The sequence below is a fragment of the Methyloversatilis thermotolerans genome (assembly GCF_000372885.1).
Taxonomy (GTDB): domain Bacteria; phylum Pseudomonadota; class Gammaproteobacteria; order Burkholderiales; family Rhodocyclaceae; genus Methyloversatilis; species Methyloversatilis thermotolerans.
The window spans coordinates 1,917,800-1,943,874 of the sequence record NZ_KB889967.1 but is presented as its reverse complement, the minus strand read 5'-3'; the positions used below and the strand labels follow the sequence as shown (position 1 = coordinate 1,943,874).

General features: G+C 63.6%; 29 protein-coding genes. 26 read left to right on the top strand and 3 right to left on the bottom strand.

Translation table 11 applies throughout. The features are described from left to right. Positions 1 to 65 precede the first annotated feature (65 nt). The 23 genes from folP to A3Q7_RS0108425 all read left to right on the top strand — a co-directional run bounded on the left by folP (position 66) and on the right by A3Q7_RS0108425 (position 22,952). Complete coding sequence (folP, locus tag A3Q7_RS0108535) at positions 66 to 899, top strand: dihydropteroate synthase (RefSeq protein ID WP_018411448.1); 834 nt, start codon at positions 66 to 68, stop codon at positions 897 to 899. 18 nt (positions 900 to 917) lie between these two features. Continuing rightward, positions 918 to 2,273, top strand: coding sequence for a phosphoglucosamine mutase (gene glmM, locus A3Q7_RS0108530; protein WP_026224634.1), 1,356 nt, complete (start codon positions 918 to 920; stop codon positions 2,271 to 2,273). A 302-nt stretch (positions 2,274 to 2,575) separates the two neighbouring features. Then, complete coding sequence (locus A3Q7_RS0108525; protein ID WP_018411446.1) at positions 2,576 to 3,580, top strand: PstS family phosphate ABC transporter substrate-binding protein; 1,005 nt, start codon at positions 2,576 to 2,578, stop codon at positions 3,578 to 3,580. 93 nt (positions 3,581 to 3,673) lie between these two features. Then, complete coding sequence (pstC, locus tag A3Q7_RS0108520; RefSeq protein WP_026224633.1) at positions 3,674 to 4,630, top strand: phosphate ABC transporter permease subunit PstC; 957 nt, start codon at positions 3,674 to 3,676, stop codon at positions 4,628 to 4,630. Positions 4,631 to 4,633: 3 nt separating this feature from the next. Next, positions 4,634 to 5,557, top strand: coding sequence for a phosphate ABC transporter permease PstA (gene pstA / locus A3Q7_RS0108515; RefSeq protein WP_018411444.1), 924 nt, complete (start codon positions 4,634 to 4,636; stop codon positions 5,555 to 5,557). 40 nt (positions 5,558 to 5,597) lie between these two features. Beyond that, the gene (gene pstB, locus A3Q7_RS0108510) at positions 5,598 to 6,386 is read left to right on the top strand and encodes a phosphate ABC transporter ATP-binding protein PstB (RefSeq protein WP_018411443.1); all 789 of its coding nucleotides are present in this window, start codon (positions 5,598 to 5,600) and stop codon (positions 6,384 to 6,386) included. A 115-nt stretch (positions 6,387 to 6,501) separates the two neighbouring features. Further along, positions 6,502 to 7,248: a triose-phosphate isomerase gene (tpiA, locus tag A3Q7_RS0108505; protein ID WP_018411442.1), complete on the top strand. Its 747-nt coding sequence runs from the start codon at positions 6,502 to 6,504 to the stop codon at positions 7,246 to 7,248. Between the two features lie 9 nt (positions 7,249 to 7,257). After that, on the top strand, positions 7,258 to 7,623 hold the full coding sequence (secG, locus tag A3Q7_RS0108500; RefSeq protein WP_018411441.1) for a preprotein translocase subunit SecG: 366 nt from the start codon (positions 7,258 to 7,260) through the stop codon (positions 7,621 to 7,623). Positions 7,624 to 7,769: 146 nt separating this feature from the next. Continuing rightward, positions 7,770 to 8,126: an NADH-quinone oxidoreductase subunit A gene (locus A3Q7_RS0108495; RefSeq protein WP_018411440.1), complete on the top strand. Its 357-nt coding sequence runs from the start codon at positions 7,770 to 7,772 to the stop codon at positions 8,124 to 8,126. A gap of 64 nt (positions 8,127 to 8,190) precedes the next feature. Continuing rightward, positions 8,191 to 8,667: a NuoB/complex I 20 kDa subunit family protein gene (locus A3Q7_RS0108490; RefSeq protein WP_018411439.1), complete on the top strand. Its 477-nt coding sequence runs from the start codon at positions 8,191 to 8,193 to the stop codon at positions 8,665 to 8,667. Positions 8,668 to 8,681: 14 nt separating this feature from the next. Further along, complete coding sequence (locus tag A3Q7_RS0108485) at positions 8,682 to 9,284, top strand: NADH-quinone oxidoreductase subunit C (RefSeq protein ID WP_018411438.1); 603 nt, start codon at positions 8,682 to 8,684, stop codon at positions 9,282 to 9,284. After that, positions 9,277 to 10,530, top strand: a complete 1,254-nt coding sequence (locus tag A3Q7_RS0108480; RefSeq protein ID WP_026224631.1) for an NADH-quinone oxidoreductase subunit D — start codon at positions 9,277 to 9,279, stop codon at positions 10,528 to 10,530. The genes A3Q7_RS0108485 and A3Q7_RS0108480 overlap by 8 nt, the downstream gene beginning before the upstream one ends. A gap of 56 nt (positions 10,531 to 10,586) precedes the next feature. Beyond that, complete coding sequence (gene nuoE, locus A3Q7_RS0108475) at positions 10,587 to 11,069, top strand: NADH-quinone oxidoreductase subunit NuoE (RefSeq protein WP_026224630.1); 483 nt, start codon at positions 10,587 to 10,589, stop codon at positions 11,067 to 11,069. After that, entirely contained in the window at positions 11,066 to 12,400 is a 1,335-nt protein-coding gene (gene nuoF / locus A3Q7_RS0108470; RefSeq protein ID WP_018411435.1) for an NADH-quinone oxidoreductase subunit NuoF, read from the top strand. The genes nuoE and nuoF overlap by 4 nt, the downstream gene beginning before the upstream one ends. Beyond that, positions 12,394 to 14,718: an NADH-quinone oxidoreductase subunit NuoG gene (nuoG, locus tag A3Q7_RS0108465; protein ID WP_018411434.1), complete on the top strand. Its 2,325-nt coding sequence runs from the start codon at positions 12,394 to 12,396 to the stop codon at positions 14,716 to 14,718. The genes nuoF and nuoG overlap by 7 nt, the downstream gene beginning before the upstream one ends. After that, entirely contained in the window at positions 14,718 to 15,785 is a 1,068-nt protein-coding gene (gene nuoH / locus A3Q7_RS0108460; protein WP_018411433.1) for an NADH-quinone oxidoreductase subunit NuoH, read from the top strand. The genes nuoG and nuoH overlap by 1 nt, the downstream gene beginning before the upstream one ends. A gap of 19 nt (positions 15,786 to 15,804) precedes the next feature. Continuing rightward, on the top strand, positions 15,805 to 16,284 hold the full coding sequence (gene nuoI / locus A3Q7_RS0108455; RefSeq protein WP_018411432.1) for an NADH-quinone oxidoreductase subunit NuoI: 480 nt from the start codon (positions 15,805 to 15,807) through the stop codon (positions 16,282 to 16,284). A 37-nt stretch (positions 16,285 to 16,321) separates the two neighbouring features. Beyond that, positions 16,322 to 16,939 carry an NADH-quinone oxidoreductase subunit J gene (locus A3Q7_RS0108450; RefSeq protein ID WP_018411431.1) on the top strand — a complete coding sequence of 206 codons (618 nt, stop codon included), beginning with the start codon at positions 16,322 to 16,324 and terminating at the stop codon, positions 16,937 to 16,939. 5 nt (positions 16,940 to 16,944) lie between these two features. Then, positions 16,945 to 17,256 (top strand): NADH-quinone oxidoreductase subunit NuoK, encoded by a 312-nt coding sequence (gene nuoK / locus A3Q7_RS0108445; protein ID WP_026224628.1) that lies wholly within the window; start codon positions 16,945 to 16,947, stop codon positions 17,254 to 17,256. Between the two features lie 5 nt (positions 17,257 to 17,261). Beyond that, a complete protein-coding gene (gene nuoL / locus A3Q7_RS0108440; RefSeq protein ID WP_026224627.1) occupies positions 17,262 to 19,304 on the top strand; it encodes an NADH-quinone oxidoreductase subunit L in 2,043 nt (680 codons plus the stop codon). Positions 19,305 to 19,423: 119 nt separating this feature from the next. Next, positions 19,424 to 20,902 carry an NADH-quinone oxidoreductase subunit M gene (locus A3Q7_RS0108435; RefSeq protein ID WP_018411428.1) on the top strand — a complete coding sequence of 493 codons (1,479 nt, stop codon included), beginning with the start codon at positions 19,424 to 19,426 and terminating at the stop codon, positions 20,900 to 20,902. 12 nt (positions 20,903 to 20,914) lie between these two features. After that, positions 20,915 to 22,396: an NADH-quinone oxidoreductase subunit NuoN gene (gene nuoN, locus A3Q7_RS0108430; RefSeq protein WP_018411427.1), complete on the top strand. Its 1,482-nt coding sequence runs from the start codon at positions 20,915 to 20,917 to the stop codon at positions 22,394 to 22,396. A gap of 7 nt (positions 22,397 to 22,403) precedes the next feature. Beyond that, on the top strand, positions 22,404 to 22,952 hold the full coding sequence (locus tag A3Q7_RS0108425; RefSeq protein WP_018411426.1) for an NUDIX domain-containing protein: 549 nt from the start codon (positions 22,404 to 22,406) through the stop codon (positions 22,950 to 22,952). Between the two features lie 53 nt (positions 22,953 to 23,005). On the opposite strand, the gene folK is transcribed toward A3Q7_RS0108425, so the two are convergent. Beyond that, positions 23,006 to 23,506 carry a 2-amino-4-hydroxy-6-hydroxymethyldihydropteridine diphosphokinase gene (gene folK / locus A3Q7_RS0108420; RefSeq protein WP_018411425.1) on the bottom strand — a complete coding sequence of 167 codons (501 nt, stop codon included), beginning with the start codon at positions 23,504 to 23,506 and terminating at the stop codon, positions 23,006 to 23,008. A gap of 291 nt (positions 23,507 to 23,797) precedes the next feature. On the opposite strand from folK, the gene A3Q7_RS0108415 reads away from it, so the two are divergent. Next, the gene (locus A3Q7_RS0108415) at positions 23,798 to 24,229 is read left to right on the top strand and encodes a hemerythrin domain-containing protein (RefSeq protein ID WP_018411424.1); all 432 of its coding nucleotides are present in this window, start codon (positions 23,798 to 23,800) and stop codon (positions 24,227 to 24,229) included. A gap of 49 nt (positions 24,230 to 24,278) precedes the next feature. Here the strand turns inward: A3Q7_RS0108415 and smpB are convergent, their stop codons facing one another. Further along, entirely contained in the window at positions 24,279 to 24,725 is a 447-nt protein-coding gene (smpB, locus tag A3Q7_RS0108410) for an SsrA-binding protein SmpB (protein WP_018411423.1), read from the bottom strand. 102 nt (positions 24,726 to 24,827) lie between these two features. Between smpB and A3Q7_RS0108405 the strand changes: the two genes are divergently transcribed. Next, the gene (locus A3Q7_RS0108405) at positions 24,828 to 25,271 is read left to right on the top strand and encodes a type II toxin-antitoxin system RatA family toxin (RefSeq protein WP_018411422.1); all 444 of its coding nucleotides are present in this window, start codon (positions 24,828 to 24,830) and stop codon (positions 25,269 to 25,271) included. Then, the gene (locus tag A3Q7_RS0108400) at positions 25,271 to 25,597 is read left to right on the top strand and encodes an RnfH family protein (RefSeq protein WP_018411421.1); all 327 of its coding nucleotides are present in this window, start codon (positions 25,271 to 25,273) and stop codon (positions 25,595 to 25,597) included. The genes A3Q7_RS0108405 and A3Q7_RS0108400 overlap by 1 nt, the downstream gene beginning before the upstream one ends. Before the next feature lie 9 nt (positions 25,598 to 25,606). Here the strand turns inward: A3Q7_RS0108400 and A3Q7_RS0108395 are convergent, their stop codons facing one another. Further along, positions 25,607 to 26,065, bottom strand: a complete 459-nt coding sequence (locus A3Q7_RS0108395) for a DUF4124 domain-containing protein (protein WP_232417872.1) — start codon at positions 26,063 to 26,065, stop codon at positions 25,607 to 25,609. Positions 26,066 to 26,075 lie beyond the last annotated feature (10 nt).

Sequence of the window (26,075 nt, the reverse complement as noted above, 5' to 3'; positions counted from 1 at the left end):
CCCGTGACCGGAGGCCTTGCCTCCGGTTTTCTTTTGTATGTCGCATCGCGACGCCAGGGGACACCATGACCGCCCTATTGAACTGCGGCCGCTACCGGCTCACCTTCGACCGCCCGCTGGTGATGGGCATCATCAACGCCACGCCGGATTCGTTCTCCGGCGACGGAATCGCCTTCGACATCGAACGGGCGGTGGCGCAGGCCCGGCAGTTCATTGCCGATGGCGCGGACATCCTCGACATCGGAGGCGAGTCCACCCGGCCGGGCTCCGACCCGGTAGCTGCCGACGAGGAGCTGCGACGCGTGCTGCCGGTGATCGAAGCCCTGCGGCCGCTGGACGTACCGCTGTCCATCGATACCTGGAAGCCCGAGGTGATGCGCGCGGCGATCGCGGCAGGCGCGACCCTGGTCAACGACATCAATGGCCTGCGCGCTCCCGGTGCCGTCGAGGCGGTCGCCGCATCCGATGCGGCCGTGTGCATCATGCATATGCAGGGGACGCCGCAAACCATGCAGCAGGATCCCCGGTACCGCGATGTGTGCGCGGAAGTGACTGATTTCCTTCTGCAACAGGCGGGGGCGGCGCAAGCTGCCGGTATTGCGCGGGACCGCATCATGCTCGATCCGGGATTCGGATTCGGCAAGACATCACAGCACAACCTCGACCTGCTCAAGGGATTGCATGCCCTCGCCGGACACGGTTATCCGGTGCTGGCCGGACTGTCGCGCAAGTCGGTGCTCGGGCGCCTGACCGGGCGACCGGTCACCGACCGCGTGGCGGCCAGCGTGGCGGCGGCGCTCGCATCGATCGCGCGGGGCGCGCTGATGGTGAGGGTTCATGACGTGGCCGCAACGCGCGACGCGATCGCGGTATGGCAGGTCGCCGGCCTGTTTGAATGACTGAGGGGGAGCATGCAGATGTCGAGACGTTATTTCGGAACCGATGGCGTGCGCGGCCGGGTAGGCCAGGCGCCGATCACCCCGGATTTCGTCATGCGGCTGGGCTATGCCGCGGGCCGCGCGCTTGTGGCCACGGAGCATCTGCCGGCTGGCGAACATCCGGCCGTGCTGATCGGCAAGGACACCCGGGTGTCGGGATACATGCTCGAATCGGCTCTGGAGGCGGGTTTCGCCGCTGCCGGCGTGGATACCGTACAGGCCAAGGTGGTGCCGACACCGGCTGTCGCCTACCTCACGCGGGCGCTGCGTCTGCAGGCCGGCGTGGTGATCAGCGCCTCGCACAACCCCTATGAAGACAACGGTATCAAGTTCTTCTCGGCGCGCGGCACCAAGCTGCCGGACGAGGTGGAACTGCAGATCGAGTCACTGCTCGACGAACCGATGGGCTGCATGGAATCGGCCCGGCTGGGCAAGGCCCGACGCATCGAGGATGCCGCCGGCCGCTATGTCGAATTCTGCAAGAGTACCTTCCCGACCGAACTGGATCTGCGCGGGTTGAAGATCGCGCTGGATTGCGCGCACGGCGCGGCGTACAGCATCGCACCCAAGGTTTTCCACGAGCTGGGTGCCGAGGTGGTGTGCGTGGGCTGCAGCCCGAATGGCATGAACATCAATGACGGGGTGGGCGCCACCGTGCCCGGTTCCTTGTCCGAAGCTGTACGCGAGCATGGCGCCGACATCGGCATTTCGCTCGATGGCGACGCCGACCGCCTCATGATGGCCGACGCGACCGGACGCATCTACGACGGCGATGAGTTGCTCTACGTGATTGCCCGCCAGCGCATGCGCGAGGGACGCTTGCAGGGGGTGGTCGGCACGCTGATGACCAATCTTGCACTCGAACACGCCCTGAACGAACTGGGTGTGGGACTGGTGCGCGCCAAGGTGGGTGACCGTTATGTGCTGGAAACGCTGCATCAGCAGGGGTGGCGTCTGGGCGGCGAGAATTCGGGCCATATCATCGATCTGGATCGCCACACCACCGGTGACGGCATCATAGCGGCCCTGCAGGTGCTGGCGGCGCTGCAGTTCGAGAAGGCCGGACTGGATCGGGCCTGTGCGGGGCTCACTCTGTACCCGCAGAAGCTGGTGAACGTGAAGTTGGCGCCGGGGTTCGACTGGAAGTCCGCCAGCCAGATCGACCGTGCGCGCCATGAGGTAGAGCGGGAACTGGCTCACCGTGGCCGGGTTTTGCTGCGTCCGTCCGGCACCGAGCCGCTGCTCCGGGTCATGGTCGAGGGCCAGGACGCGGAGGAGGTCGGCCGCCTTGCCCACCGTCTCGCGGAAGTCGTGCGGTCCGCGATGGCAGCCTGATCGTCCGTCCCGTGCGCACCTTCACGGTGCGCATGCCGGGTCTGCGGTCCCCGTGTACCGCGTCCGCGGCTTTGTTTGCCGGCTGTTCATCCGTCGTATCGCGCAGGACCGGCCATCCCGTCCGTGGTGGTCGATGTCCTTGCGTCGACTGCGGCGGCATCGCTGCCGCGTTCCTTTCACCGCTCTTGATCAGGGCCAGCGCGTCGCTGGATGAAATGTTTCACCTTCACAGAGGCGTAACAAAGCATTCATAAACTGCATACGTCGCATCGCAACACGACGCAACCCACACGGAGAGTCTGATGAACGTACGCAAGATCGCCACCCTCGCTGCCGCTGTCGGCGCCCTGTTCGCCTCTGTTTCTTCCGCGCACGCCGCCGAAGCGCTGGTCAAGATCGACGGTTCCAGTACGGTGTTCCCGATCACCGAAGCCGTTGCCGAAGAGTTCCAGAAGGCGAAGAAGGGTACCGTCCGAGTCACCGTGGGTATTTCCGGTACCGGCGGCGGTTTCAAGAAGTTCTGCCGCGGCGAGACCGACATTTCGAATGCTTCCCGTCCCATCCTGGACAAGGAAATGGCCGACTGCAAGGCCGCAGGCATCAAGTACATCGAACTGCCGGTGGCTTTCGATGCGCTGACCCTGGTCATGAATCCGAAGAACAGCTTCCTGAAGCAGATCACTTCCGCCGAGCTGAAGACCATGTGGGAACCGGCCGCCCAAGGCAAGATCCTGAAGTGGAACCAGGTCAATCCCGCGTGGCCGGATACCGGCCTGAAGCTGTTCGGGCCGGGAGCCGACTCGGGCACCTTCGATTACTTCACCGAAGCCATCGTCGGAAAGTCCAAGTCCAGCCGTGGTGACTTCACTGCTTCGGAAGACGACAATGTGCTGGTGCAGGGCGTGTCACGTGACGCGGGTGCGCTCGGTTACTTCGGCTTCGCCTACTACATCGAGAACAAGGACAAGCTGAAGGCCGTTCCGGTTGTCAATCCGAAGACCGGCAAGGCGGTCGAGCCGTCGATGGAAGCGGTCATCTCGGGTGACTACCAGCCGCTGTCCCGTCCGATCTTCATCTATGTCAATGCCGCCGCGATCGACCGTCCGGAAGTGAAGGAATTCGTCGAGTTCTACCTGAAGAACGCCGCCGAACTCACCAAGGAAGTGAAGTACGTGCCGCTGACAGATGCCGACTACAAGCACGCCGCCGAGAACTTCGCCAAGAAGAAGACCGGTACGGCTTTCGGTGGTCACGCCGAAGTGGGTGTGCAGGTGTCCGATCTGCTCAAGCGGGATCCGAAGGAATAAGTGTTCTGTCGCTGCGGCCCCGGGGTTTCCCGGGGCTTTTTGCCGTCCGGCGCCCGGATCGCGCCGGCGGCTCGTAAAATGAGCGCCCCACTGATGACAGCCAACGCCCAGACCATGTCTGTTCCCATGACGAGTGCCCCGGATTCGGTCAGCGACCGTCTGCGCAAGCGCGCCTCCCGCCATATGAAGGAGCGGGTGATCGAGTTCATCCTGTTCTCCGCGGCCTCCATCTCGGTGCTGACCACGGCCGCCATCGTGTATATTCTGGTCAGCGAGTCGCTGACGCTGTTCGAGCACGTGTCCCTGTGGGATTTCCTGACCGACACGCAATGGACGCCGCTGTTCGACGACGCGCACTACGGCATCATGGTGCTGCTGTCCGGTACGCTCACCAGTTCCTTCGTCGCGCTGGCCGTGGCGCTTCCGCTGGGGACCATCATCGCGATCTGGCTGTCGGAATTCGCCTCGTTCAGGACGCGCGAGATTGCCAAGCCCATCCTCGAACTGCTTGGCGGGGTGCCGACCATCATCTACGGTTATTTTGCGCTGATGGTGGTGACGCCAGCGCTGCAGTACCTGTTTCCCGAACTGCCCGGCTTCAGCCTGCTTTCCGCCGGTCTGGTCATGGGCATCATGATCATTCCGTACGTGAGTTCACTGTCCGAGGATGCGATGCGCGCGGTGCCGATGAGCCTGCGCGAGGGTTCCTATGCAATGGGTGCCACCCGGCTGCAGACCGCGCTGCGCACCGTGGTGCCGGCGGCGACGTCCGGCATCGCGTCGGCCTACATCCTGGGTATTTCGCGCGCGGTCGGCGAAACCATGATCCTGGCCGTGGCGGCCGGCATGCAGCCCAATCTGACTTTCAATCCGGCTGAGCCGGGAGCGACCATCACGTCCTACATCGTGCAGGTGGCTCTGGGCGACCTGCCGCATGGCTCCATCGGCTACCAGACCATCTTCGCCGCGGGCCTGACGCTCATGCTGATGACCCTGTGCTTCAACCTGCTCGGCTACTACATGCGCAAGCGCTTCCGCGAGGTCTACTGATCCATGAACCAGAAGGACATTCAGGCCATCCGGGCCATCATCACGCGCCACAAGCGCTGGGACATGCTGTTCGGGCTGCTTGGTCTGCTCGCGCTGATGGTGGGGGTTCTCACGCTCACCGTGCTGTTCGCCGACATGGCGATCAAGGGCGCGGCACGCATCGACTATGACTTCCTTACCAGCTTTCCGTCGCGTCGCGCCGGCAGTGCCGGCATCCTGTCGGCCTGGGTCGGCACCATACTGGTCATGCTGGTGACCGCCATGTCGGCGGTACCGCTGGGCGTGGCCGCCGGCGTCTATCTTGAAGAATATGCGCCGAAGAACTGGGTGACCGACCTGATCGAGATCAACGTAACCAATCTGGCCGGCGTGCCGTCCATCGTGTACGGTCTGCTGGCACTCGGTCTGTTCGTCTACAAGTTCGGCTTCGGTCAGTCCATCCTGTCGGCAGGCCTTACACTGGGCTTGCTGATATTGCCTGTGGTCATCGTCGCTACCCGTGAATCCATCCGCGCGATTCCGCAGATGGTGCGCGAGGGCGCCTATGCTTGCGGGGCCACGACCTGGCAGACGGTACGCGACCACATTGTGCCGTACTCGAGCGCCGGCATCCTGACCGGCGTCATCATCGGCATGGCTCGTGCGATCGGCGAGACCGCGCCCATCATCACCATCGGCGCGCTCACCTTCATCGCCTTCCTGCCGCCGGCCCCCTACACGGAGGTGTTCCCTTACATCAGCTTCGAATGGCTGATGGCGCCCTTCACCGTCATGCCCATCCAGATGTTCAACTGGACCTCGCGTCCGGAGGCGGCGTTTCAGGTCAATGCCGCGGCAGCCGGTTTCATTCTGGTCCTCATGACTCTGGCGATGAATGGCATGGCCATCTGGCTGCGCTACCGCCTGCGTCGCAATATCAAGTGGTAAGCCGCATCGCCTGCCGAACAATCCATCGAGAGAACTGACCATGATGACGACCGCGACCGAAGTGCGCTCTCAGGCCAAGGCCGAAGTCCAGAACCTGAATTTCCATTACGGTGCCTTCCATGCGCTGAAGGGCATCAACATGCCTGTGCACGAAAAGAAGGTCACCGCGCTGATCGGCCCCTCCGGCTGCGGCAAGTCCACGCTTCTGCGCTGCTTCAACCGCATGCACGACCTGTACCCGGGCAACCGCTACGAAGGCAAGATTCTGCTGCACCCGGACAATACCAATCTGCTTGACGACGATGTGGACCCGATCGAGGTGCGCATGCGTATCAGCATGGTGTTCCAGAAGCCCAACCCCTTTCCCAAGTCCATTTACGAGAACGTCGCCTACGGCCTGCGCGTGCGCGGCGAGAAGCGTCGCTCGGTGATCGACGAGCGCGTCGAACAAGCGCTGCGCGGTGCCGCGCTGTGGGACGAGGTGAAGCACCGCCTTAACGAGCTCGGTGCCAATCTGTCGGGCGGACAGCAACAGCGCCTGTGCATTGCTCGCGCGCTGGCGACCGATCCGGAAATCATCCTGTTCGACGAACCGACCTCTGCGCTTGATCCGATCGCTACCGCCAGCATCGAGGAACTGGTGACCGAGCTGAAGGACAAGGTGACCATCCTCATCGTCACCCACAACATGCAACAGGCGGCGCGGGTGTCCGACTACACCGCCTATATGTATATGGGCGAACTGGTCGAGTTCGGTCTGACCGACCAGATCTTCATCAAGCCGCAGAAGAAGGAGACCGAGGACTACATCACCGGTCGCTTCGGCTGACAGGCAATCGTCCCGCACCCCGCCGGGCCCCGGATTTTTGCGCGCCGATGCGCTAGAATCCGGGGCTTTGCTTTTATCAGGCAGGCACAGGGAATCAGGGGCAATGCGGGGGTCTATGCGCAAGCTGGTGGTCGGAAACTGGAAGATGCATGGCGGACTGGCCGTGAATGGCGCGCTGCTGGGTGCTTTGCGTGCTGCGGGCCATGCGCCGTGTCCGATGGCGGTGTGCGTGCCTTTTCCCTATCTGGCGCAGGCGCGTGCGGCGCTGGAAGACTCTACGGTCGCCTGGGGCGCGCAGGATGTGAGCGAACATGCGTCGGGCGCCTACACTGGAGAAGTGTCGGTGGCCATGCTTGCCGATTTTGCGTGTCGCTACGTGATCGTCGGTCACTCTGAACGGCGTGCGCTGTTCGGCGACAGCGACGAGAGGGTGGCGGCGAAGGTAAAGGCGGCGCTCGCCGGTGGACTCAAACCCATCCTGTGCGTCGGCGAAACGCTGGACGAGCGGGAGCAGGGCGTGACTGAAGCGGTGGTCGAACGTCAGCTTGCCGCCGTGTGCCGGCTGGCGGGTGCGGATGCGCTCGCGGCGTGCGTCATTGCCTATGAGCCGGTGTGGGCGATAGGCACCGGCAGGACGGCGACGCCGGAGCAGGCGCAGGCGGTGCACGCCTTCCTGCGCGGGCGCATCGCGCAGTGGTGTGGTGCGGATCGGGCTGTGGCAACGACGATTCTGTATGGCGGCAGTGTCAAGCCGCAGAATGCGGCGGACCTGTTCGGTCAGGCCGACATCGATGGTGGATTGATAGGCGGTGCATCGCTGGTGGCGGAGGATTTCCTCGCCATCGTTGCGGCCGCGGTGTGAGGTGATGTGATGGGTATCGTTTTTTCTCTGGTTCTGTCGGTCCACGTGCTGGTCGGCATCGGCATCATCGTGCTCGTGCTGTTGCAGCACGGAAAGGGCGCCGACATGGGGGCGGCCTTCGGTAGCGGCGCGTCGGGCAGTCTGTTCGGTTCGTCGGGGTCGGCCAATTTTCTGAGCCGCACGACCGCGGTGCTGGCGGCGGTGTTTTTCTGCACCAGTCTCGCGCTGAGCTATCTCGCCACCAACCAGCCGCGATCCGGCGCCAGTTCGGTGCTTGACGCAGCCAAGAGCGTGGCCGTGCCGGTCGCGCCGGAAGCGCCGAAGACGGAAACTCCGGCGCCGACCGACTCCAAGGCGGCCGATATTCCCAAGTAAGTTTCAGTACCTGTGAAACGCGCTATACTCCGGCGCGTTTCACGCTGCAGTGCAACGAGGTGCGCAGCCGACAAGAGGCGCACCGTGGCCGGCCACGGATTACTCACCGCCCCGCCGGAGATGATTACAGGCATGAATGACCCGTCATGTTGATCGAATATTTTCCGATCCTGCTGTTCATCCTCATTGGCGTCGGCTTCGGCTTCGTTCCGATGATCGCCGGCAAGCTGGTGGGTCCCAGCCGTCCTGACCCCGAAAAGCTCTCCCCCTACGAGTGCGGCTTCGAAGCGTTCGAAGACGCGCGCATGAAGTTCGATGTGCGCTACTACCTCGTGGCCATCCTGTTCATCCTGTTCGACCTCGAAATCGCCTTCCTCTTTCCCTGGGCCATCGTGCTCGAGGAGATCGGCATGTTCGGCTTCGTGGCCATGATGATTTTCCTCGGCATTCTGGTCGTGGGATTTGTCTATGAATGGAAGAAGGGCGCGCTCGACTGGGAGTGATCCCTCGCGTCCGGGTGTGCCCGCAGGGTGCATCGCCCCCCAAGTTTTTTTGACGGACTGATCGATGAGCATCGAAGGCGTACTCCAGGAAGGCTTCGTCACGACTCAGCTGGACAAGCTGATCAACTGGACCCGTACCGGGTCGCTGTGGCCCATGACTTTCGGCCTGGCCTGTTGTGCGGTCGAAATGATGCAGGCGGGCGCATCGCGCTACGACCTCGACCGTTTCGGCATCGTGTTCCGTCCCAGTCCTCGCCAGTCCGACCTGATGATTGTCGCCGGCACGCTTTGCAACAAGATGGCGCCGGCGTTGCGACGCGTCTACGACCAGATGCCGGAACCGCGCTGGGTGCTGTCCATGGGCTCCTGTGCGAACGGTGGCGGCTATTACCACTATTCCTATTCGGTGGTGCGCGGCTGTGATCGCATCGTGCCGGTCGATGTCTATGTACCGGGCTGTCCGCCCACCGCCGAGGCGCTGATCTACGGCCTGGTGCAACTGCAGAACAAGATCCGGCGAACCAGCACCATCGCCCGTTGATATCCGGGAACACCATGAGCACACGCATTGAAACCCTGCGCGACGCGTTGCTCGCGCAGTTCGGTGACAGGATCCGCAGCGCCACGGTGGCGCTCGGCGAGCTGACGGTGGAAGTGTCCGCCGAGCACTATCACGATATTGCGCTTGCGCTGCGCGATCATCCCCAGACCCCGTTCGAACAGTTGATCGACCTGTGCGGACTCGATTTTTCGAGTCATGCGTTGCGCAGCGAAGGTGCGCGCTACGCCGTGGTCGCACACCTGATGTCGATCGCCGCCAACCTTCGCCTTCGCCTGCGCGCACTGGTGACCGATGACGACTTCCCGGTGGTGGCCTCGGTGAACGACGTGTGGCCGGCAGCGAACTGGTTCGAGCGCGAGGCTTTCGATCTGTACGGCATCATGTTCGCCGGCCATGGTGATCTGCGTCGCCTGCTCACCGACTACGGGTTTGTCGGCCATCCCTTCCGCAAGGATTTCCCGGTGTCCGGCTACGTCGAGATGCGGTACGACCCGGATACCCGGCGCGTCATCTACCAGCCGGTCACCATTGCACCGCGCGAAAACACGCCGCGCGTCGTGCGCGAAGAGAACTACGGGGACGTCGGCCATGGCTGAAATCCGCAATTACACGATGAATTTCGGGCCGCAGCACCCGGCCGCGCACGGCGTGCTGCGCCTGGTGCTCGAACTGGATGGCGAGGTGGTCCAGCGCGCGGACCCGCATATCGGCCTGCTGCATCGCGCGACCGAAAAGCTGGCCGAGACGCGCACCTGGATACAGAGCGTGCCCTATATGGACCGTCTCGACTACGTGTCCATGATGTGCAACGAGCACGCCTACTGCATGGCGATCGAAAAGCTGCTCGGCATCGAGGTGCCGGAGCGCGCGCAGTACATCCGCGTCATGTTCGACGAGGTCACGCGCATCCTGAACCATCTGCTGTGGCTCGGTGCGCATGCGCTCGACGTGGGGGCGATGACGGTGTTCCTGTACGCCTTCCGCGAGCGGGAAGACCTGATGGATGCCTACGAGGCGGTGTCAGGCGCGCGCATGCACGCCGCCTACTACCGGCCGGGTGGCGTCTATCGCGACCTGCCGGACAGCATGCCGCGCTACGAGGTGAACAAGTTCAAGAACGCCGAGGCGGTGAAGCGGTTGAACGAGAACCGCAGCGGCTCGCTGCTGGATTTCCTCGATGACTTCACCAGCCGCTTCCCGCGCTACGTCGACGAATACGAAACGCTGCTCACCGACAACCGCATCTGGAAGCAGCGTCTGGTCGATATCGGCATCGTGACGCCCGAGCGGGCGATGGCGCTGGGCTTCACCGGTCCCATGCTGCGCGGTTCCGGCATCGCCTGGGATCTGCGCAAGAAGCAGCCCTATGAGGTGTATGACCGCATGGATTTCGACATCCCGGTCGGCGTGAATGGCGACAGCTATGACCGCTATCTGGTGCGCGTCGAGGAAATGCGCCAGTCCAACCGCATCGTGCGTCAGTGCATAGACTGGCTGCGCAAGAATCCGGGTCCGGTCATCAGCGACAACCACAAGGTCGCGCCGCCGTCGCGCGAGGCGATGAAGGGCAATATGGAAGAGCTCATTCATCACTTCAAGCTGTTCACCGAAGGCATCCACGTCCCGGCGGGCGAATGCTATGCGGCGGTCGAACATCCCAAAGGCGAGTTCGGCATCTACGCGATGTCGGACGGTGCCAACAAGCCCTACCGCCTGAAGATACGCGCCCCCGGTTTCGCCCACCTCGCGGCGATGGACGAAATGTCGCGCGGTCACATGATTTCCGATGTGGTGGCCATCATCGGCACGATGGACATCGTGTTCGGCGAGATAGACCGGTGAGCGGCCGGCATGCGCCCGATGAGCGATCGATGAACGATACGGTGAGCAAGGAAACAATGAGTTTCGCGCTGAACGAAGCCTCGCGCGCGGCGATAGATCGCGAGGTCGCCAAGTATCCCGAAGGCCAGGCGATTTCCGCCGTCATGGCCGGCCTGCGCATCGCGCAGGAGCAGAACGGCTGGCTGTCGCCGGAAGCCATCGAGGCGGTGGCGGACTATCTCGCCATCCCCGCGATGGCGGCGATGGAAGTGGCCACCTTCTACAACATGTATGACGTGAAGCCGGTCGGCCGCTGGAAGATCGTGGTCTGTACCAATCTGCCCTGTGCGCTGTCCGGTGGCGAACAGGCCGCCGAGTACGTGCAGGAAAAGCTCGGCATCGGTTTCAACGAAACCACGCCAGACGGCCGTTTTACGCTGAAGGAAGGCGAGTGCATGGGCGTGTGCGGTGACGCGCCGGCCATCATCGTGAACAACACGCGGCTGTGCAGCTGGATGAGCCGCGAGAAGATCGACGCACTGCTGGACGAACTGAAATGAGCAGCCCGGACACACCGCAAAGCATCCTGCTCGCCGGTCTGGATGGCGACAACACCTGGGGCATCGAGCACTACATGAAGCGCGGCGGCTATTCCGCGCTGCGCAAGGTGCTGGAATCCGGCATGACGCCGGAACAGATCATCGCCGAAGTCAAGAAGTCGGAATTGCGTGGCCGGGGTGGCGCCGGTTTTCCGACCGGCCTGAAGTGGAGCTTCATGCCGCGCAACTTCCCGATGGACAAGTACGTCGTCTGCAACTCGGACGAAGGCGAGCCGGGCACCTTCAAGGATCGCGACATCCTGCGCTTCAATCCGCATCTGGTGATCGAGGGCATGGCCATCGCCGGATTCGCCATGGGATGCAGCCGCGGCTACAACTACATCCACGGCGAGGTGTGGTCGCTGTACGAACGCTTCGAACAGGCACTGGCCGAAGCCCGTGCCGCCGGCTTCATCGGCCGCAACATCCTGGGCAAGGGTTTCGATTTCGAACTGTTCGCCCACCATGGCTGGGGCGCCTACATCTGCGGCGAGGAAACCGCGCTGCTCGAATCGATCGAGGGCAAGAAGGGACAGCCGCGCTTCAAGCCGCCTTTCCCGGCAAGCCACGGCCTGTACGGCAAGCCCACCACGATCAACAACACGGAAACATTCGCCTCCATCCCGTGGATCATCGATCACGGCGGCGAGGCCTTCCAGGCGCTCGGCAAGCCGAACAATGGCGGCACCAAGATCTTCTCGGTGTCGGGCCATGTGAATCGCCCGGGCGTGTACGAGATTCCGCTCGGCACGCCTTTCCCGGCGCTGCTCGAAATGTGCGGCGGCATGCGTGGCGGCCGCAAGCTGAAGGCGGTCATTCCCGGCGGCTCGTCGGCGCCGGTGCTGCCGGGCGACATCATGATGGACTGCACGATGGACTACGACTCCATCGCCAAGGCCGGCTCCATGCTCGGTTCGGGCGCGGTCATCGTGATGGATGAAAGCACCTGCATGGTGAAGTCGCTGGAGCGCCTGTCCTACTTCTATCACGAGGAGTCGTGCGGCCAATGCACGCCCTGTCGCGAAGGCACCGGCTGGCTGTACCGCATGGTGCATCGCATCGAGCACGGTGAGGGCCGGCCGGACGACCTGGACACGCTGGACAATGTCGCCAGCAACATCGCCGGCCGCACCATCTGTGCGCTGGGCGATGCCGCCGCCTTTCCGGTGAAGAGCTTCATCAAGCACTTCCGCCCCGAATTTGAGTATCACGTCGAGCACAAGCGCTGCCTGGTCCCGGTCGAGGTTCAGCGCGAAGGCAGCCGCATTTACGTGGAACACGCAGCATGCTAGAGATCGAAATCGACGGCCAGAAGCTGGAGGTGCCGGACGGCAGCACCGTGATGGATGCGGCCAACCGCCTGGGCGTCTACATCCCCCATTTCTGCTATCACAAGAAACTGTCCATCGCGGCCAACTGCCGCATGTGCCTGGTGCAGGTGGAGCGCGCGCCCAAGCCGCTGCCGGCCTGTGCGACGCCGGTCACCAACGGCATGAAGGTGCAGACGCACTCCGACCAGGCGGTGACCGCCCAGAAGGGCGTCATGGAGTTCCTGCTGATCAACCATCCGCTCGACTGCCCGATCTGCGATCAGGGCGGCGAATGCCAGTTGCAGGATCTGGCCGTCGGCTACGGTTCGTCGGCATCCCGCTACCAGGAAGAGAAGCGGGTGGTCATGAACAAGAACCTCGGTCCGCTGATTTCGACCGACATGACCCGCTGCATCCATTGCACCCGCTGCGTGCGCTTCGGCCAGGAAATCGCCGGCGTGATGGAACTGGGCATGGCCAACCGCGGCGAGCATTCGGAAATCATGACCTTCGTCGGTCACACCGTGGATTCCGAACTGTCGGGCAACATGATCGACCTGTGTCCGGTCGGTGCGCTCACCTCCAAGCCCTTCCGCTATTCCGCCCGTACCTGGGAGCTTTCGCGCCGCAAGACGGTGAGTCCGCACGATAGCCTCGGCAGCAATCTGGTGGTCCAGGTCAAGCACGACGAGGTCAAACGCGTGCTGCCCTTCGAGAACGAAGAGGTGAACGAGTGCTGGATTTCCGATCGCGACCGTTTTTCCTATGAAGCGCTCAATGGCGAGGAGCGCCTGACCCGGCCGATGATCAAGCAGGACGGTCGCTGGCTCGAGGTCGACTGGCAGACCGCGCTCGAATATGCCGCCAACGGTCTGAAGCGCGTGGCGGCCGAGCAGGGCGCATCGAAGATAGGCATGCTGGCCGCGCCGCATTCCACGGTGGAGGAACTGTATCTGGCGGCCCAGCTCATGCGCGGACTGGGCGGTGCGAGCATGGACACCCGTCTGCGCCAGAGCGACTTCCGCCTCGATGGCAAGCTGTCGGGCATCCCCTGGCTGGGCATGAAGGTGGCTGACGTGTCGCGTCTGGATGCCGCCCTGGTGGTGGGCAGCTTCCTGCGCAAGGATCAGCCGCTGATCGCGCAGCGTCTGCGCCAGGCGGCGCGGCGCGGCACCGCGGTCAGCGCGCTGGGTGTAAGCGGCGAGGACTGGCTGATGACGCTGCATGCCCGCGTCACGGTCGCGCCGTCGCAGCTCGCAGGCGAACTGGCCGCTCTGGTGAAGGCCGCGGCCGAAGCACGTGGCGTTGCGCTGCCCGCTGGCGTGGAGTCGGTCCAGGTGAGCGAGGCCGCGCGCAGCATCGTCGCCAGCCTGATGAATGACGGCAGCCGCGCCATCTTCCTCGGTTCCGTCGTGCAGCAGCATGCCGATGCTTCCGGCCTGCATGCGCTGGCACAGGAACTGGCCCGCCTGACCGGCGCCACGCTCGGCTACCTGGTCGAGGGCGGCAATGCGGTCGGCGCCGCGGCAGTCGGCGCACAGAGCGGCCTGAACGCGCAGCAGATGCTGTTGTCCGGCCTGCGCGCCTGCGTCGTGCTGCACGCCGAGCCGGAACTGGATTGCGCCAATGCGCCGATGGCGCTGGAAGCGCTGAAGGCGGCCGACACGGTCATCGTCATGTCGCCGTTCAAGACCGGGCTCGATTACGCCGACTGCCTGCTGCCGGTATCGCCCTTCACCGAAACATCGGGCACCTTCGTCAATGCCGAAGGCCGCATCCAGAGCTTCCACGCGGTGGTGCGTCCCAAGGGCGACACCCGTCCGGCGTGGAAGGTGCTGCGCGTGCTGGGCAGCATGCTTGAACTGGGCGGCTTCAGGTTCGATTCGTCGGAACAGGTGCGCGACGAAGCGCTGTCCGGTGCGCGTGACTGGCTGCCGGAATACAAGCTCGGCAACACCGCAGGCGACGTCGCGTTCGCGCGTCCGGTCGCGCTGGGCGGTCTGCAGCGTGTGGCCGACTTCCCGATCTACCGCAATGACGCCATCGTACGCCGGGCCCCCGCGCTCGCCGCGGCCCGCGATTCGGCGGCGCCTGCCGCACGCATGTCCGCCGCCACCGCAGGCGATGCCGGACTGAATGCCGGCGCACGGGTGCGGGTGCGCGGCTCGGCGTGGTCGTGCGAACTCGATCTGCAGATTGACGACACCGTACCCGCCGGCTGTGTGCGCGTGTCCGCCGGCTGGCCGCAGACGGCACCGCTGGGCACGCTGTCCGGCGCACTGACCGTGGAGGCCCTCTGATGGAAGCGCTGCTGCAACCCGTGCAGGACCTGCTCGGTGTCGCCTGGGTGCCGGTGTGGACCGTGGTCAAGATCTTCCTGATCATCCTGCCGCTGCTGGGCTGTGTCGCCTACCTCACGCTGGCCGAACGCAAGGTGATCGGCTGGATGCAGGTGCGCAACGGCCCGAACCGCGTCACCTTCTTCGGCATCAAGGCACTCGGCGGTCTGGCGCAACCCATCGCCGACGGCCTCAAGCTTCTGTTCAAGGAAATCGTGCTGCCGTCGGCGTCGAGCAAGGCGCTGTTCATCCTGGCGCCGGTGCTTGCGCTGGCGCCTTCGCTGGCGGCCTGGGCAGTCATTCCTTTCAGCGACGGCCTGGTGCTCGCCGACATCAATGCCGGCCTGCTCTACATCATGGCCATCACCTCGATGGGCGTGTATGGTGTGATCATCGCCGGCTGGGCATCCAACTCGAAGTACGCTTTCCTTGGCAGCCTGCGATCGGCGGCACAGATCGTCGCCTATGAAATCGCGATGGGCTTTGCGCTGGTGACCGTGCTGATGGTGTCGCAGAGCCTGAACCTGTCGGACATCGTGAAGGGGCAGGGCCAGGGCATGTTCGCCGACATGGGCCTGAGCGTGCTGTCGTGGAACTGGATCCCGCTGTTTCCGATGTTCGTCCTCTACTTCATCGCCGGTGTCGCGGAAACCAACCGTTCGCCGTTCGACGTGGTGGAAGGCGAATCGGAAATCGTGGCTGGCCACATGATCGAGTATTCCGGCATGGCGTTCGCGCTGTTCTTCCTCGCCGAATACGCGAACATGATCCTGATTTCGGCGCTCACCTCCATCATGTTCCTCGGTGGCTGGCTGTCACCGGTCGGTTTCCTGCCCGATGGCATATGGTGGCTGGCGGCCAAGACGACTTTCTGCCTGTTCTTCTTCCTGTGGTTGCGCGCAACTTTTCCGCGCTATCGCTACGACCAGATCATGCGTCTGGGCTGGAAGGTGTTCATTCCCGTCACCATCGTGTGGCTCGTGTTCATCGGCGGCTGGATGATGTCCCCGCTGTCGATCTGGAAGTAAGGAACGCGTCATGGGTTCAATGAGAGATCTGTTCGGCGGTCTGATGTTGACGGAACTGGTGAAGGGCATGGCGCTGACCGGCCGCCACCTGTTCGCGCGCAAGATCACCATCCAGTTCCCGGAAGAGAAGACGCCGCAGTCGCCGCGCTTCCGTGGCCTTCATGCGCTGCGCCGCTACCCGAACGGGGAAGAGCGCTGTATCGCGTGCAAGCTGTGCGAGGCGGTGTGCCCGGCGCTGGCGATCACCATCGAATCGGACCAGCGCGATGACGGCACCCGCCGCACCACGCGCTACGACATCGATCTGACCAAGTGCATCTTCTGTGGTTTCTGCGAGGAAGCCTGTCCGGTCGATGCCATCGTGGAGACGCGCGTGCTCGAGTATCACGGCGAGAAGCGGGGTGACCTGTACTACACCAAGCAGATGCTGCTGGCGGTCGGTGACCGCTACGAAGCTCAGATCGCGAAGGACAGGGAAGCGGACGCCAAGTACCGCTGAACCGCCCACCCAGGGAACGGACAAGAACGAACCGACGATGGATTTCCAGACTGCAGTCTTCTACTTCCTGAGCACGATACTGGTGCTCGCTTCCTTGCGTGTCATCACTGCGCGCAACCCGGTGCATGCCGCGATGTATCTGGTGCTGTCCTTCTTCACCGCGGGCGGCATCTGGATGCTGCTGCAGGCCGAGTTCCTCGCGATCGCGCTGGTGCTGGTCTATGTCGGCGCGGTCATGGTGCTGTTCCTGTTCGTCGTGATGATGCTGGACATCAATATCGAGCGGCTGCGCGAGGGCTTCTGGGCCAACCTGATCCCGGGGCTGATCGTCGCCGGCCTCATGCTGATGGAAATGTTCGCGGTGCTCGGCGCGAAGTACTTCTCGGCCGAAGCGGTGCCGGCGCCGGAGGCGGCCGCCGCCGGCTACAGCAACACCAAGGAACTGGGCCGGCTCATCTACACCGAGTACGTGTATCCGTTCGAACTGGCGGCGGTCGTTCTGCTGGTGGGCATCATCGCCGCCATCGCGCTCACCATGCGCAAGCGCAAGGAAACCAAGTTCCAGGAACCGGCCAGGCAGATCGCCGTGCGTCGCCAGGACCGCGTGCGCCTGGTGTCCATGCCGGCCGAAAAAGAACAACAGAGCGAGGCCTGAACGCCATGACATCCCTGTCACTTTCCCACTACCTCGTTCTGGGCGGGGTGCTGTTCGCGATCAGCATTGTCGGCATCTTCCTGAACCGCAAGAACCTCATCGTGCTGCTGATGGCGATCGAGCTCATGCTGCTGGCCGTGAACATGAATTTCGTGGCCTTCTCGCACTATCTCGGCGATCCGTCCGGCCAGATCTTCGTCTTCTTCATCCTGACCGTAGCCGCCGCGGAATCCGCGATCGGGCTGGCCATCCTCGTGGTGCTGTTCCGCAACCTGAACACCATCCACGTCGATGATCTGGACAGCCTGAAAGGTTGAGCGACATGACATCAATGCAAAAGCTCTATCTGCTGGTCCCGCTCGCGCCGCTGTTCGGCGCCGCCGTCGCCGGCCTGTTCTGCCGCGTCATCCCGCGCTGGGTCGCGCACAGCGTCACCATCCTCGGCGTCGCGGTCGCGCTGATCGCCTCCTGGGTCATTTTCCAGGACGTACAGGCCGGCAACACCTTCAATGGCGCGCTCTATACCTGGGCGAGCAGCGGCAGCCTGACGATGGAAATCGGTTTCCAGATCGACAAGCTCACCGTCATGATGATGATGGTGGTCACTTCGGTGTCGCTGATGGTGCACCTCTACACCATCGGCTACATGGCAGAAGACCCGGGCTACAACCGCTTCTTTTCCTACATTTCGCTGTTCACTTTCTCGATGCTCATGCTGGTCATGAGCAACAACTTCGTGCAGCTTTTCTTCGGCTGGGAGGCGGTCGGTCTGGTGTCCTACCTGCTGATCGGCTTCTGGTTCAAGCGTCCGACTGCGGTCTATGCCAACCTGAAGGCTTTCCTGGTGAACCGTGTCGGTGATTTCGGCTTTCTGCTGGGCATAGGCCTGATCGCGGCTTACGCAGGTTCGCTCAATTACGCCGAGGTATTCGCCCGGCGCGAGGAACTGGTCGCGATGACGGTGCCGGGCACCGACTGGCCGCTGCTCACCGCCGCCTGCATCTGCCTGTTCATCGGTGCCATGGGCAAGTCGGCGCAGGTGCCGCTGCACGTGTGGCTTCCGGATTCCATGGAAGGCCCGACGCCGATTTCCGCGCTCATCCACGCGGCTACCATGGTGACCGCGGGCATCTTCATGGTCACCCGCATGTCGCCGCTGTTCGAACTGTCGGAAACCGCGCTGTCCTTCGTGCTGGTGATCGGCGCGACCACCGCGCTGTTCATGGGTTTCCTCGGCATCATCCAGAACGACATCAAGCGCGTGGTCGCCTATTCCACGCTGTCCCAGCTCGGCTACATGACGGTGGCGCTGGGCGTGTCGGCGTATTCGGCCGCTGTGTTCCACCTGATGACGCACGCCTTCTTCAAGGCGTTGCTGTTCCTGGGTGCCGGTTCGGTCATCATGGGCATGCATCACGACCAGGACATGCGCAATATGGGCGGCCTGTGGAAGTACATGCCCATCACCTGGTTCACGTCGCTGCTCGGCTCGCTGGCGCTGATAGGCATGCCTTTCCTGTCGGGCTTCTACTCCAAGGATTCCATCATCGAGGCGGTGCATTTCTCGTCCATCCCGGGAGCGGGCTATGCCTACTTCTGCGTCGTGGCCGGCGTGTTCATCACCGCCTTCTATTCCTTCCGCATGTATTTCCGCGTGTTCCACGGCCCGGAAAACTTCGGCAAGGCGCATGATGATCACGCCACGCACGCCGATGCGCATCATGATGATGATCACCACGACGACGACCATCATGACGAGCATCACGGGCTCGCGCCGGGCGAAAAGCCGCACGAATCGCCCTGGGTGGTCTGGGTGCCGCTGGCGGTGCTGGCCGTTCCGTCTGTCTTCATCGGTTACTTCACGGTACAGCCCATGCTGTTCGGCGACTGGTTCCACGGCGTCGTGACCGTGCTGCCGGAACACGATGTGCTGGCGAAGGCGGGCGAGCATTTCCATTCCGCGGCCGGCATGGCGATGCACGGCTTCACCGCGCTGCCGTTCTGGCTTGCGCTGGCCGGTGTGGTGCTGGCCTGGGTCATGTACATCCTGCTGCCTTCGTTGCCGGCACGCATCGCGCCGCTGTTCAGGCCTGTCAGTTTCGTGCTCGAGAACAAGTACTTCTTCGATCGCTTCAACGAAATCGTGTTCGCTGGCGGTGCGCGCCTGCTCGGCCGTGGCCTGTGGGCGGCGGGCGACCGCGGCGTGATCGATGGCGTGCTGGTGAATGGTTCGGCGTCGGCGGTGGGCATGTTCGCCCGCATCGCCCGCGGCGTGCAGACCGGCTACATCTATCGTTATGCCTTCGCGATGGTGATCGGCGTGTGTCTCCTGCTGCTGTGGAGACTGGGCTTCAGGAACGCCTGACAGAAGTTCCGGATGATGAGGTGCGGGTGGCGCGCAGCCGCCGCCCGCGGCGTGTATCCAGAGGGAGTGCCGCGAAGGAAGGTCGATTCGACCCCCGGAGCGTCTGAACAAACACAGAAATGACCGATATTCCTCTTCTCAGTCTTGCCATCTGGCTGCCCATCGTCGGGGGCCTGCTCGTGCTCGCCAGCGGCGATGGACGCAACGTCGCGTTCTCCAAGCTGATTGCGCTGGTGTCCGCGCTGTTCGGCTTCCTGGTGACGCTGCCGCTCTACACCGGCTTCGACAACGCGAGCGCGGCCATGCAGTTCGTCGAGCTCACGCCCTGGATACGCGACTACAACATCAACTACCACCTCGGCGTGGATGGCATTTCCATGCCTTTCATCATCCTGAACAGCTTCATTACCGTGCTGGTGGTGATGGCCGGATGGCAGGTGATCGAATACAAGCCGTCGCAGTACTTCGCCGCCTTTCTCATCATGTCGGGTCTGCTCAACGGCATTTTTTCCGCGCTCGACGGCATCCTGTTCTACGTGTTCTTCGAAGCGTCGCTCATTCCGCTCTACCTGGTGATCGGCGTGTGGGGTGGCAAGAACCGCGTGTATGCGGCGTTCAAGTTCTTCCTCTACACGCTGCTCGGTTCGCTGCTCATGCTGGTGGCGCTGCTCTATCTGTTCCACAAGAGCGGCAGCTTCGCCATTCTCGACTGGCATCGCGAACCGATCGCGATGGCCGCGCAGTCGCTGATCTTCTGGGCCTTCTTCGCCAGTTTCGCGGTCAAGATCCCGATGTGGCCGGTGCACACCTGGCTGCCCGATGCCCACGTCGAGGCGCCCACCGGCGGTTCCGCCGTGCTGGCGGCCATCGGCCTGAAGCTTGGCGCTTACGGCTTCCTGCGCTTCGCGCTGCCCATCGTGCCGGACGCTGCCCAGCATTTCGCGCCTGTCGTGATCGCGCTGTCGCTGGTTGCGGTGATCTACATCGGTCTGGTCGCGCTGGTGCAGACCGACATGAAGAAACTGGTGGCGTACTCGTCGATTTCGCACATGGGTTTCGTCACGCTCGGTTTCTTCATCTTCAATCCGCTGGGCGTGGAAGGCGCGCTGGTGCAGATGATTTCGCACGGCTTCGTGTCCGCCGCGATGTTCCTGTGCATAGGCGTGCTGTACGACCGCATGCACACCCGCAACATCGCCGACTACGGCGGTGTCGTGAACACCATGCCCAAGTTCGCCGCATTGTTCCTGCTGTTCGCGATGGCCAACGCCGGTCTGCCGGCGACCTCGGGTTTCGTCGGTGAATTCATGGTGTCGCTGGGCGCCATACAGTTCAATTTCTGGACCGGCTTCGCCGCTGCCACGACGCTGGTACTGGGTGCCGCCTACACGCTGTGGATGTACAAGCGCGTCGTGTTCGGCGACATCGCCAACAGCCATGTGGCCGAACTGCAGGACATCAACGGCCGCGAAATGCTCATACTCGGCGTGCTGGCGATCTGCACGCTGGCCATGGGGATCTGGCCGCAGCCGGTGACCGACATCATGCACGCTTCCGTGAACCAGCTGCTGCAACAGGTTGCAGCGGGCAAGCTCTGACGGACCACAAGAATGAACTTTCCGCTGCCCCATCTCTACCCCGCATCAGCCGAAATCTTCGTGCTGGTGATGGCCTGCGTCGTGTTGCTGGCCGACCTGTTCAAGTCCGAACGCCAGGGCTGGCTGCCGTATGTGCTGACGCTGGCGACGCTGGCGGGCGCTTTCGGCATCCAGGTGAGCACCGCGGCGCCCGACACCGTGCTCACCTTCAGCGGCATGTTCGTCGATGACCGTCTGGCCGATGTGCTGAAGAGCTGTCTCTACATCACCGTGTTCGCGGTGGTGGTCTATAGCCGCGACTACCTGATGGCGCGCGGCCTCGAGCGCGGCGAGTACTACCTGCTCGTGCTGTTCGCCACGCTGGGCATGCAGGTGATGATTTCCGCCAACCACTTCCTGACCCTTTATCTGGGCCTGGAACTGCTGTCGCTGGCGGTCTATGCGCTGGTCGCGCTGGACCGCGAATCGGCGCGCTCGACCGAGGCGGCGATGAAATATTTCGTGCTCGGCGCGCTGGCGTCCGGTCTGCTGCTGTATGGCATGTCCATGATCTATGGTGCGACCGGCACGCTGGAAATTTCCGCCATCGCGCGCAAGCTGGTCGATCCGGCGACCAATATGGAAGTGCTGCGCTTCGGCCTGGTGTTCCTGGTGGCCGGCCTCGCCTTCAAGCTCGGCGTCGTGCCCTTCCACATGTGGACGCCGGATGTGTATCACGGCTCGCCGACCGCCATCACGCTGCTCATCGGTTCGGCACCGAAACTGGCCGGTTTCGCCATGGCCATCCGCCTGCTGGTCGATGGCCTGCCGGCGCTGGCGGCGGAGTGGCAGCAGATGCTCATGCTGCTCGCCGTGCTGTCGATCGCGCTCGGCAATCTGGTGGCGATTGCGCAGACCAATGTGAAGCGCATGCTGGCCTATTCGACCATTTCCCACATGGGTTTCATGCTGCTCGGCCTGGTCAGCGGCGTGATCGAGCTGCGCGCCTCGGGCGATATCCAGCTTTCCTACGCCTTCGGCAGCGCCATGTTCTACACCATCGCCTACGTGCTGATGAGCGCGGCTGCCTTCGGCACGCTGCTCATGCTCACGCGTGCCGGCGTCGAAGCCGAAACGCTGGATGACCTGAAGGGCCTGAACCGCCGCAGCCCGTGGTTTGCCGCGGTGCTCATGATGGTCATGTTCTCGATGGCCGGCATCCCGTTCTTCATCGGTTTCTTTGCCAAGCTGGCCGTGCTGCAGGCGGTGGTCGCTGCCGGCTACATCTACACGGCGGTGTTTGCGGTGCTCATGTCGCTGGTAGGTGCCTTCTTCTATCTGCGCGTGGTCAAGCTCATGTATTTCGACGAGGCGCTGGACAGCACCCCGCTGGTGGCTTCCGGCGAAATGCGCGCGCTGCTGTCGGTGAATGCGCTGGCGATCGCGCTGATCGGCCTGATGCCGCAACCGCTGCTCACGCTGTGTGCGACCGCGCTCGGCCAGGCCATGAAGTAAGGACGGCATGAGCCAGGACCTGACCGAGCACACACTGGACAGCCGTCAGGTCTACGACGGCGCCATGCTCAAGGTGTATCGCGATCAGGTCCGCCTGCCGGACGGTCGCGAGGGCGTGCGCGAATACGTCCGCCATCCGGGCGCGGTGGTCGTCATCGCCATCCTGCCCGACGGGCGCCTGCTGTTCGAACGGCAGTTCCGCTATGGACCGGGCAAGGTTTTCCTCGAGTTTCCCGCAGGCAAGATCGATCCGGGCGAGCCGATCGAACAGACCGCGATACGCGAACTGCGCGAGGAAACCGGTCATGAAGCCGATGCCTGGGAACATCTCGGCACCATGCATCCGTGCATAGGCTATTCCGACGAGCGCATCGAAATCTTTCTCGCGCGCGGCCTGCGCCACGTCGGCGCCCGCCTGGACGAAGAGGAATTCCTTGAAGTGACCGCGCTGTCGCTCGATGCGGCCATGGCCGCCGTATGGCAAGGCGAACTGACTGACGCCAAGACACTGGCGGCGCTGGTCTGGGCGCGCCGGGTATTCGAGCGCGGTTTCTGAAGTGCCTGGCCGGTAGCGGCCGGCCCCTGCCAGTTCGCTCTATCCCTGTACGCTCATTCCTCGACGCGCGAGATCGCCTGGTCCTGGCAGCCGGCCAGCCAGTCGCGCGCCGGGCCGACGCCGGGTATCACCACATCGGGTGACACCTCCAGCAGCGGCAGCAGCACGAAGGCGCGCAGATGCGCGCGCGGGTGAGGCACGTTCAGCGTTTCGGTGGCGATGGTCAGGTCGTCGTACAGCAGCACGTCCATGTCCAGCGTGCGTGGTGCGTTCTGGAATTCGCGCACGCGGCCGTGCTTCAGTTCTATGCCCAGCAGCGCATCGAGCAAGGCTTGCGGTGCGAGCGAGGTCCGCACCCGGGCGACCGCGTTGATGAAGTCGGGCTGGTCGTCATAGCCGATAGGCGCCGTGCGGTATAGAGAGGAGCGACGCTCCAGCGCGATACCCGGTGTTGCGGCCAGTTCGTCCAGCGCCGCGCGCACCTGGCGTTGCGGATCCTCGAGGTTGGCGCCCAGTCCGATGTGAGCGATGTGGGGCAGGGCAGGGAGGGTCATGCGGGAAGCCTTTTTGCAGAGCGCGCAACTGTATCACCGACCGTGCCCCGTCCGCCCGCTGCGCTGCGGTGCGGCGATAGCCCGGGGTTGGCTGATCCCGTCCCGATGCACCCGGCGCCACGTCGGGCCTCCCGGCCGGACGGCCGTTTGCCTGCGTGGGTCCGCCCTGATCCGGACGCTCCGGGATGCGCGCGCATCCCGCGATCCGATGTCAACAGACCCTAATCTGGATCAATGTGCGTGCGCCCCGGCGCAGGCACAGTCCAGGCTTTCCACTGTCGAGTACCGATCATGTCCGATATCGCACTGAGCGACGCCCACCGCCTGGGCCTGGCACCGATGGATGACATCCACCACGAATTCATGCACCTGATGGCGCGCCTCGACGACGCGGGGCGGGACGACATGATGGCCTGTCTCGATGCGCTGATCGAGCACACCGAAGCCCATTTCGCGCAGGAACAGCAGTGGATGGAGGAGAGCGGTTTTCCGCCCGTCCATTGCCATCACGGCGAACACGAAAGAGTGCTCGAGGTGGTGCGCGAAGTGCGTCGCCTTGCAGCCGCCGGCGATCACGGCATCGTGCGCAGCCTGGTGCGCGAACTGCCGCAGTGGTTCGCCCATCATGCGGCGACCATGGACGCCATGCTGGCGGAACACATAGCGCGCAGCGGATACATTGCGCGGGCGACGCTGGAGCGCCTGGTGCTTCAACCGGCCTGAGTCCGGCCGCGACGGTTCGCCGCCGGCGGGCCTCCCGCGCATCGGCGCATCACACGCGGTCGCGCATGAGCCGCGCCTTTTCGCGGTCCCAGTCGCGCTTCTTCTCGGTTTCGCGCTTGTCGTACTGCTTCTTGCCCTTGGCCAGCCCGATCTCGAGCTTGATGCGGCCCCGCGTGAAATGCAGGTTCAGCGGCACCAGCGTGTAGCCGGCACGCTCGACCAGACCGATGAGCTTGCGGATTTCCTCGCCCTTGAGCAGCAGCTTGCGGCTGCGCGTCGGATCCGGCTTGATGTGGGTGGACGCGGTGGGCAGCGGCGACACATGCATGCCGATCACGAACACCTCCTCGCCCTTCAGGACCACATAGGCTTCCTTGAGCTGGGTGCGGCCGGCCCGTATCGCCTTCACCTCCCAGCCTTCGAGCACCAGCCCGGCCTCGTAGCGCTGCTCGATGAAATAGTCGTGAAAGGCCTTCTTGTTGTCGGCGATGCTCATGTGGGGGAACCGGTACGGCAGCGCCGAACATCCCGCGAGCCAAACAAGGGCTGCGAGTCGCCGCGCTGCGCGGCTAAAATTGCGATTTTACCTTCTGATGACATGGCCGAAGTCCGAAAAACCGTGCTCATCGAGCGCAGCGCGGAACTGATGTTCCGGCTGGTCGATGGCGTCGAGCAGTATCCGCAGTTCCTGCCGTGGTGCGGCGGGAGCGAACTGATGGAACGCACCGACACCTTGACCCGCGCCCGTATCGACATCAATTACCACGGGGTGAAGGCGCATTTCGCCACCGCAAACGACAAGGTGTTTCCGCGCAGCATGACCATCCGCCTGGTCGAGGGACCGTTCAACCGGCTCGACGGCACCTGGCTGTTCACGCCGCTGGGCGAGCATGCGTGCAAGATCGAATTCAATCTGCACTACGAATTTTCCAGCCGCCTGATCGAGAAAGTGGTCGGACCCGTGTTCAGTCACATCGCCAATACTTTCGTCGACGCCTTCGTGAAGCAGGCGCAACGCCTAGACGGACAGGAACCGAAGTGATGGCCGGCCGCATCCGCGTGCAGGTGGCTTACGCGCTGCCCGACCGCCAGGACATCGTGACGGTCGAACTGCCGGACGGTGCGACCGCGCTGCAGGCGGTCGAGGCATCGGGGCTGTTGCAGAAGCATCCGGACATCGATCTCGCGCGCAACAAGATCGGTGTGTTCTCGAAACTGGTGAAGGCCGATCAGCCGCTGCGCGATCGCGACCGCGTGGAAATCTACCGCGCGCTGATCGCCGATCCGAAGGAGGTACGCCGGCAGCGTGCCGCCGAGGGCAAGGTGCTCAAAAAGGGCGGCGGCGACGTGGATGCGCCCGCAAGCTGACGCCGACCCCTATTTGCACCAGTCGTCCACCGACTTCTGCGCGGTGGCGATTTCCTTCTCGCGGCCGGCGTCGTCCAGGAATTCGCGCTCGCCCTGTGCATTGAAACGCACGATGCGCTGCCCCGACTGCAGGCCGGTCAAGCGGTTGCGGGCACGTTCGCAGTGCTCGGCCGCCTGTTCGCGTTCGGCCTTTTCCCTGGCTTCCTTGGCTTCCTTCTCCAGCCTTTCCTCGCGGCGCTTCTGGAATTCCTGCAGCTTGTCCTGCGCCGAGGTATCGCCAACGCCCGACGGCGGCGGCGCGTTCACGTTCTTCTTCACCGCATTGGCACCCGGCGGCGGGCTGTCGGAAAACACGGTGCGGCCCTGCGCATCCTTGTACTGGTAGATCTGCGCGGAGCACGCTGCAGACAGGGCAAGACCGACAACGGTGGCGAGGGCGATGCGGAACATCGGGTACGGGGATGACACTGCGGGCAAT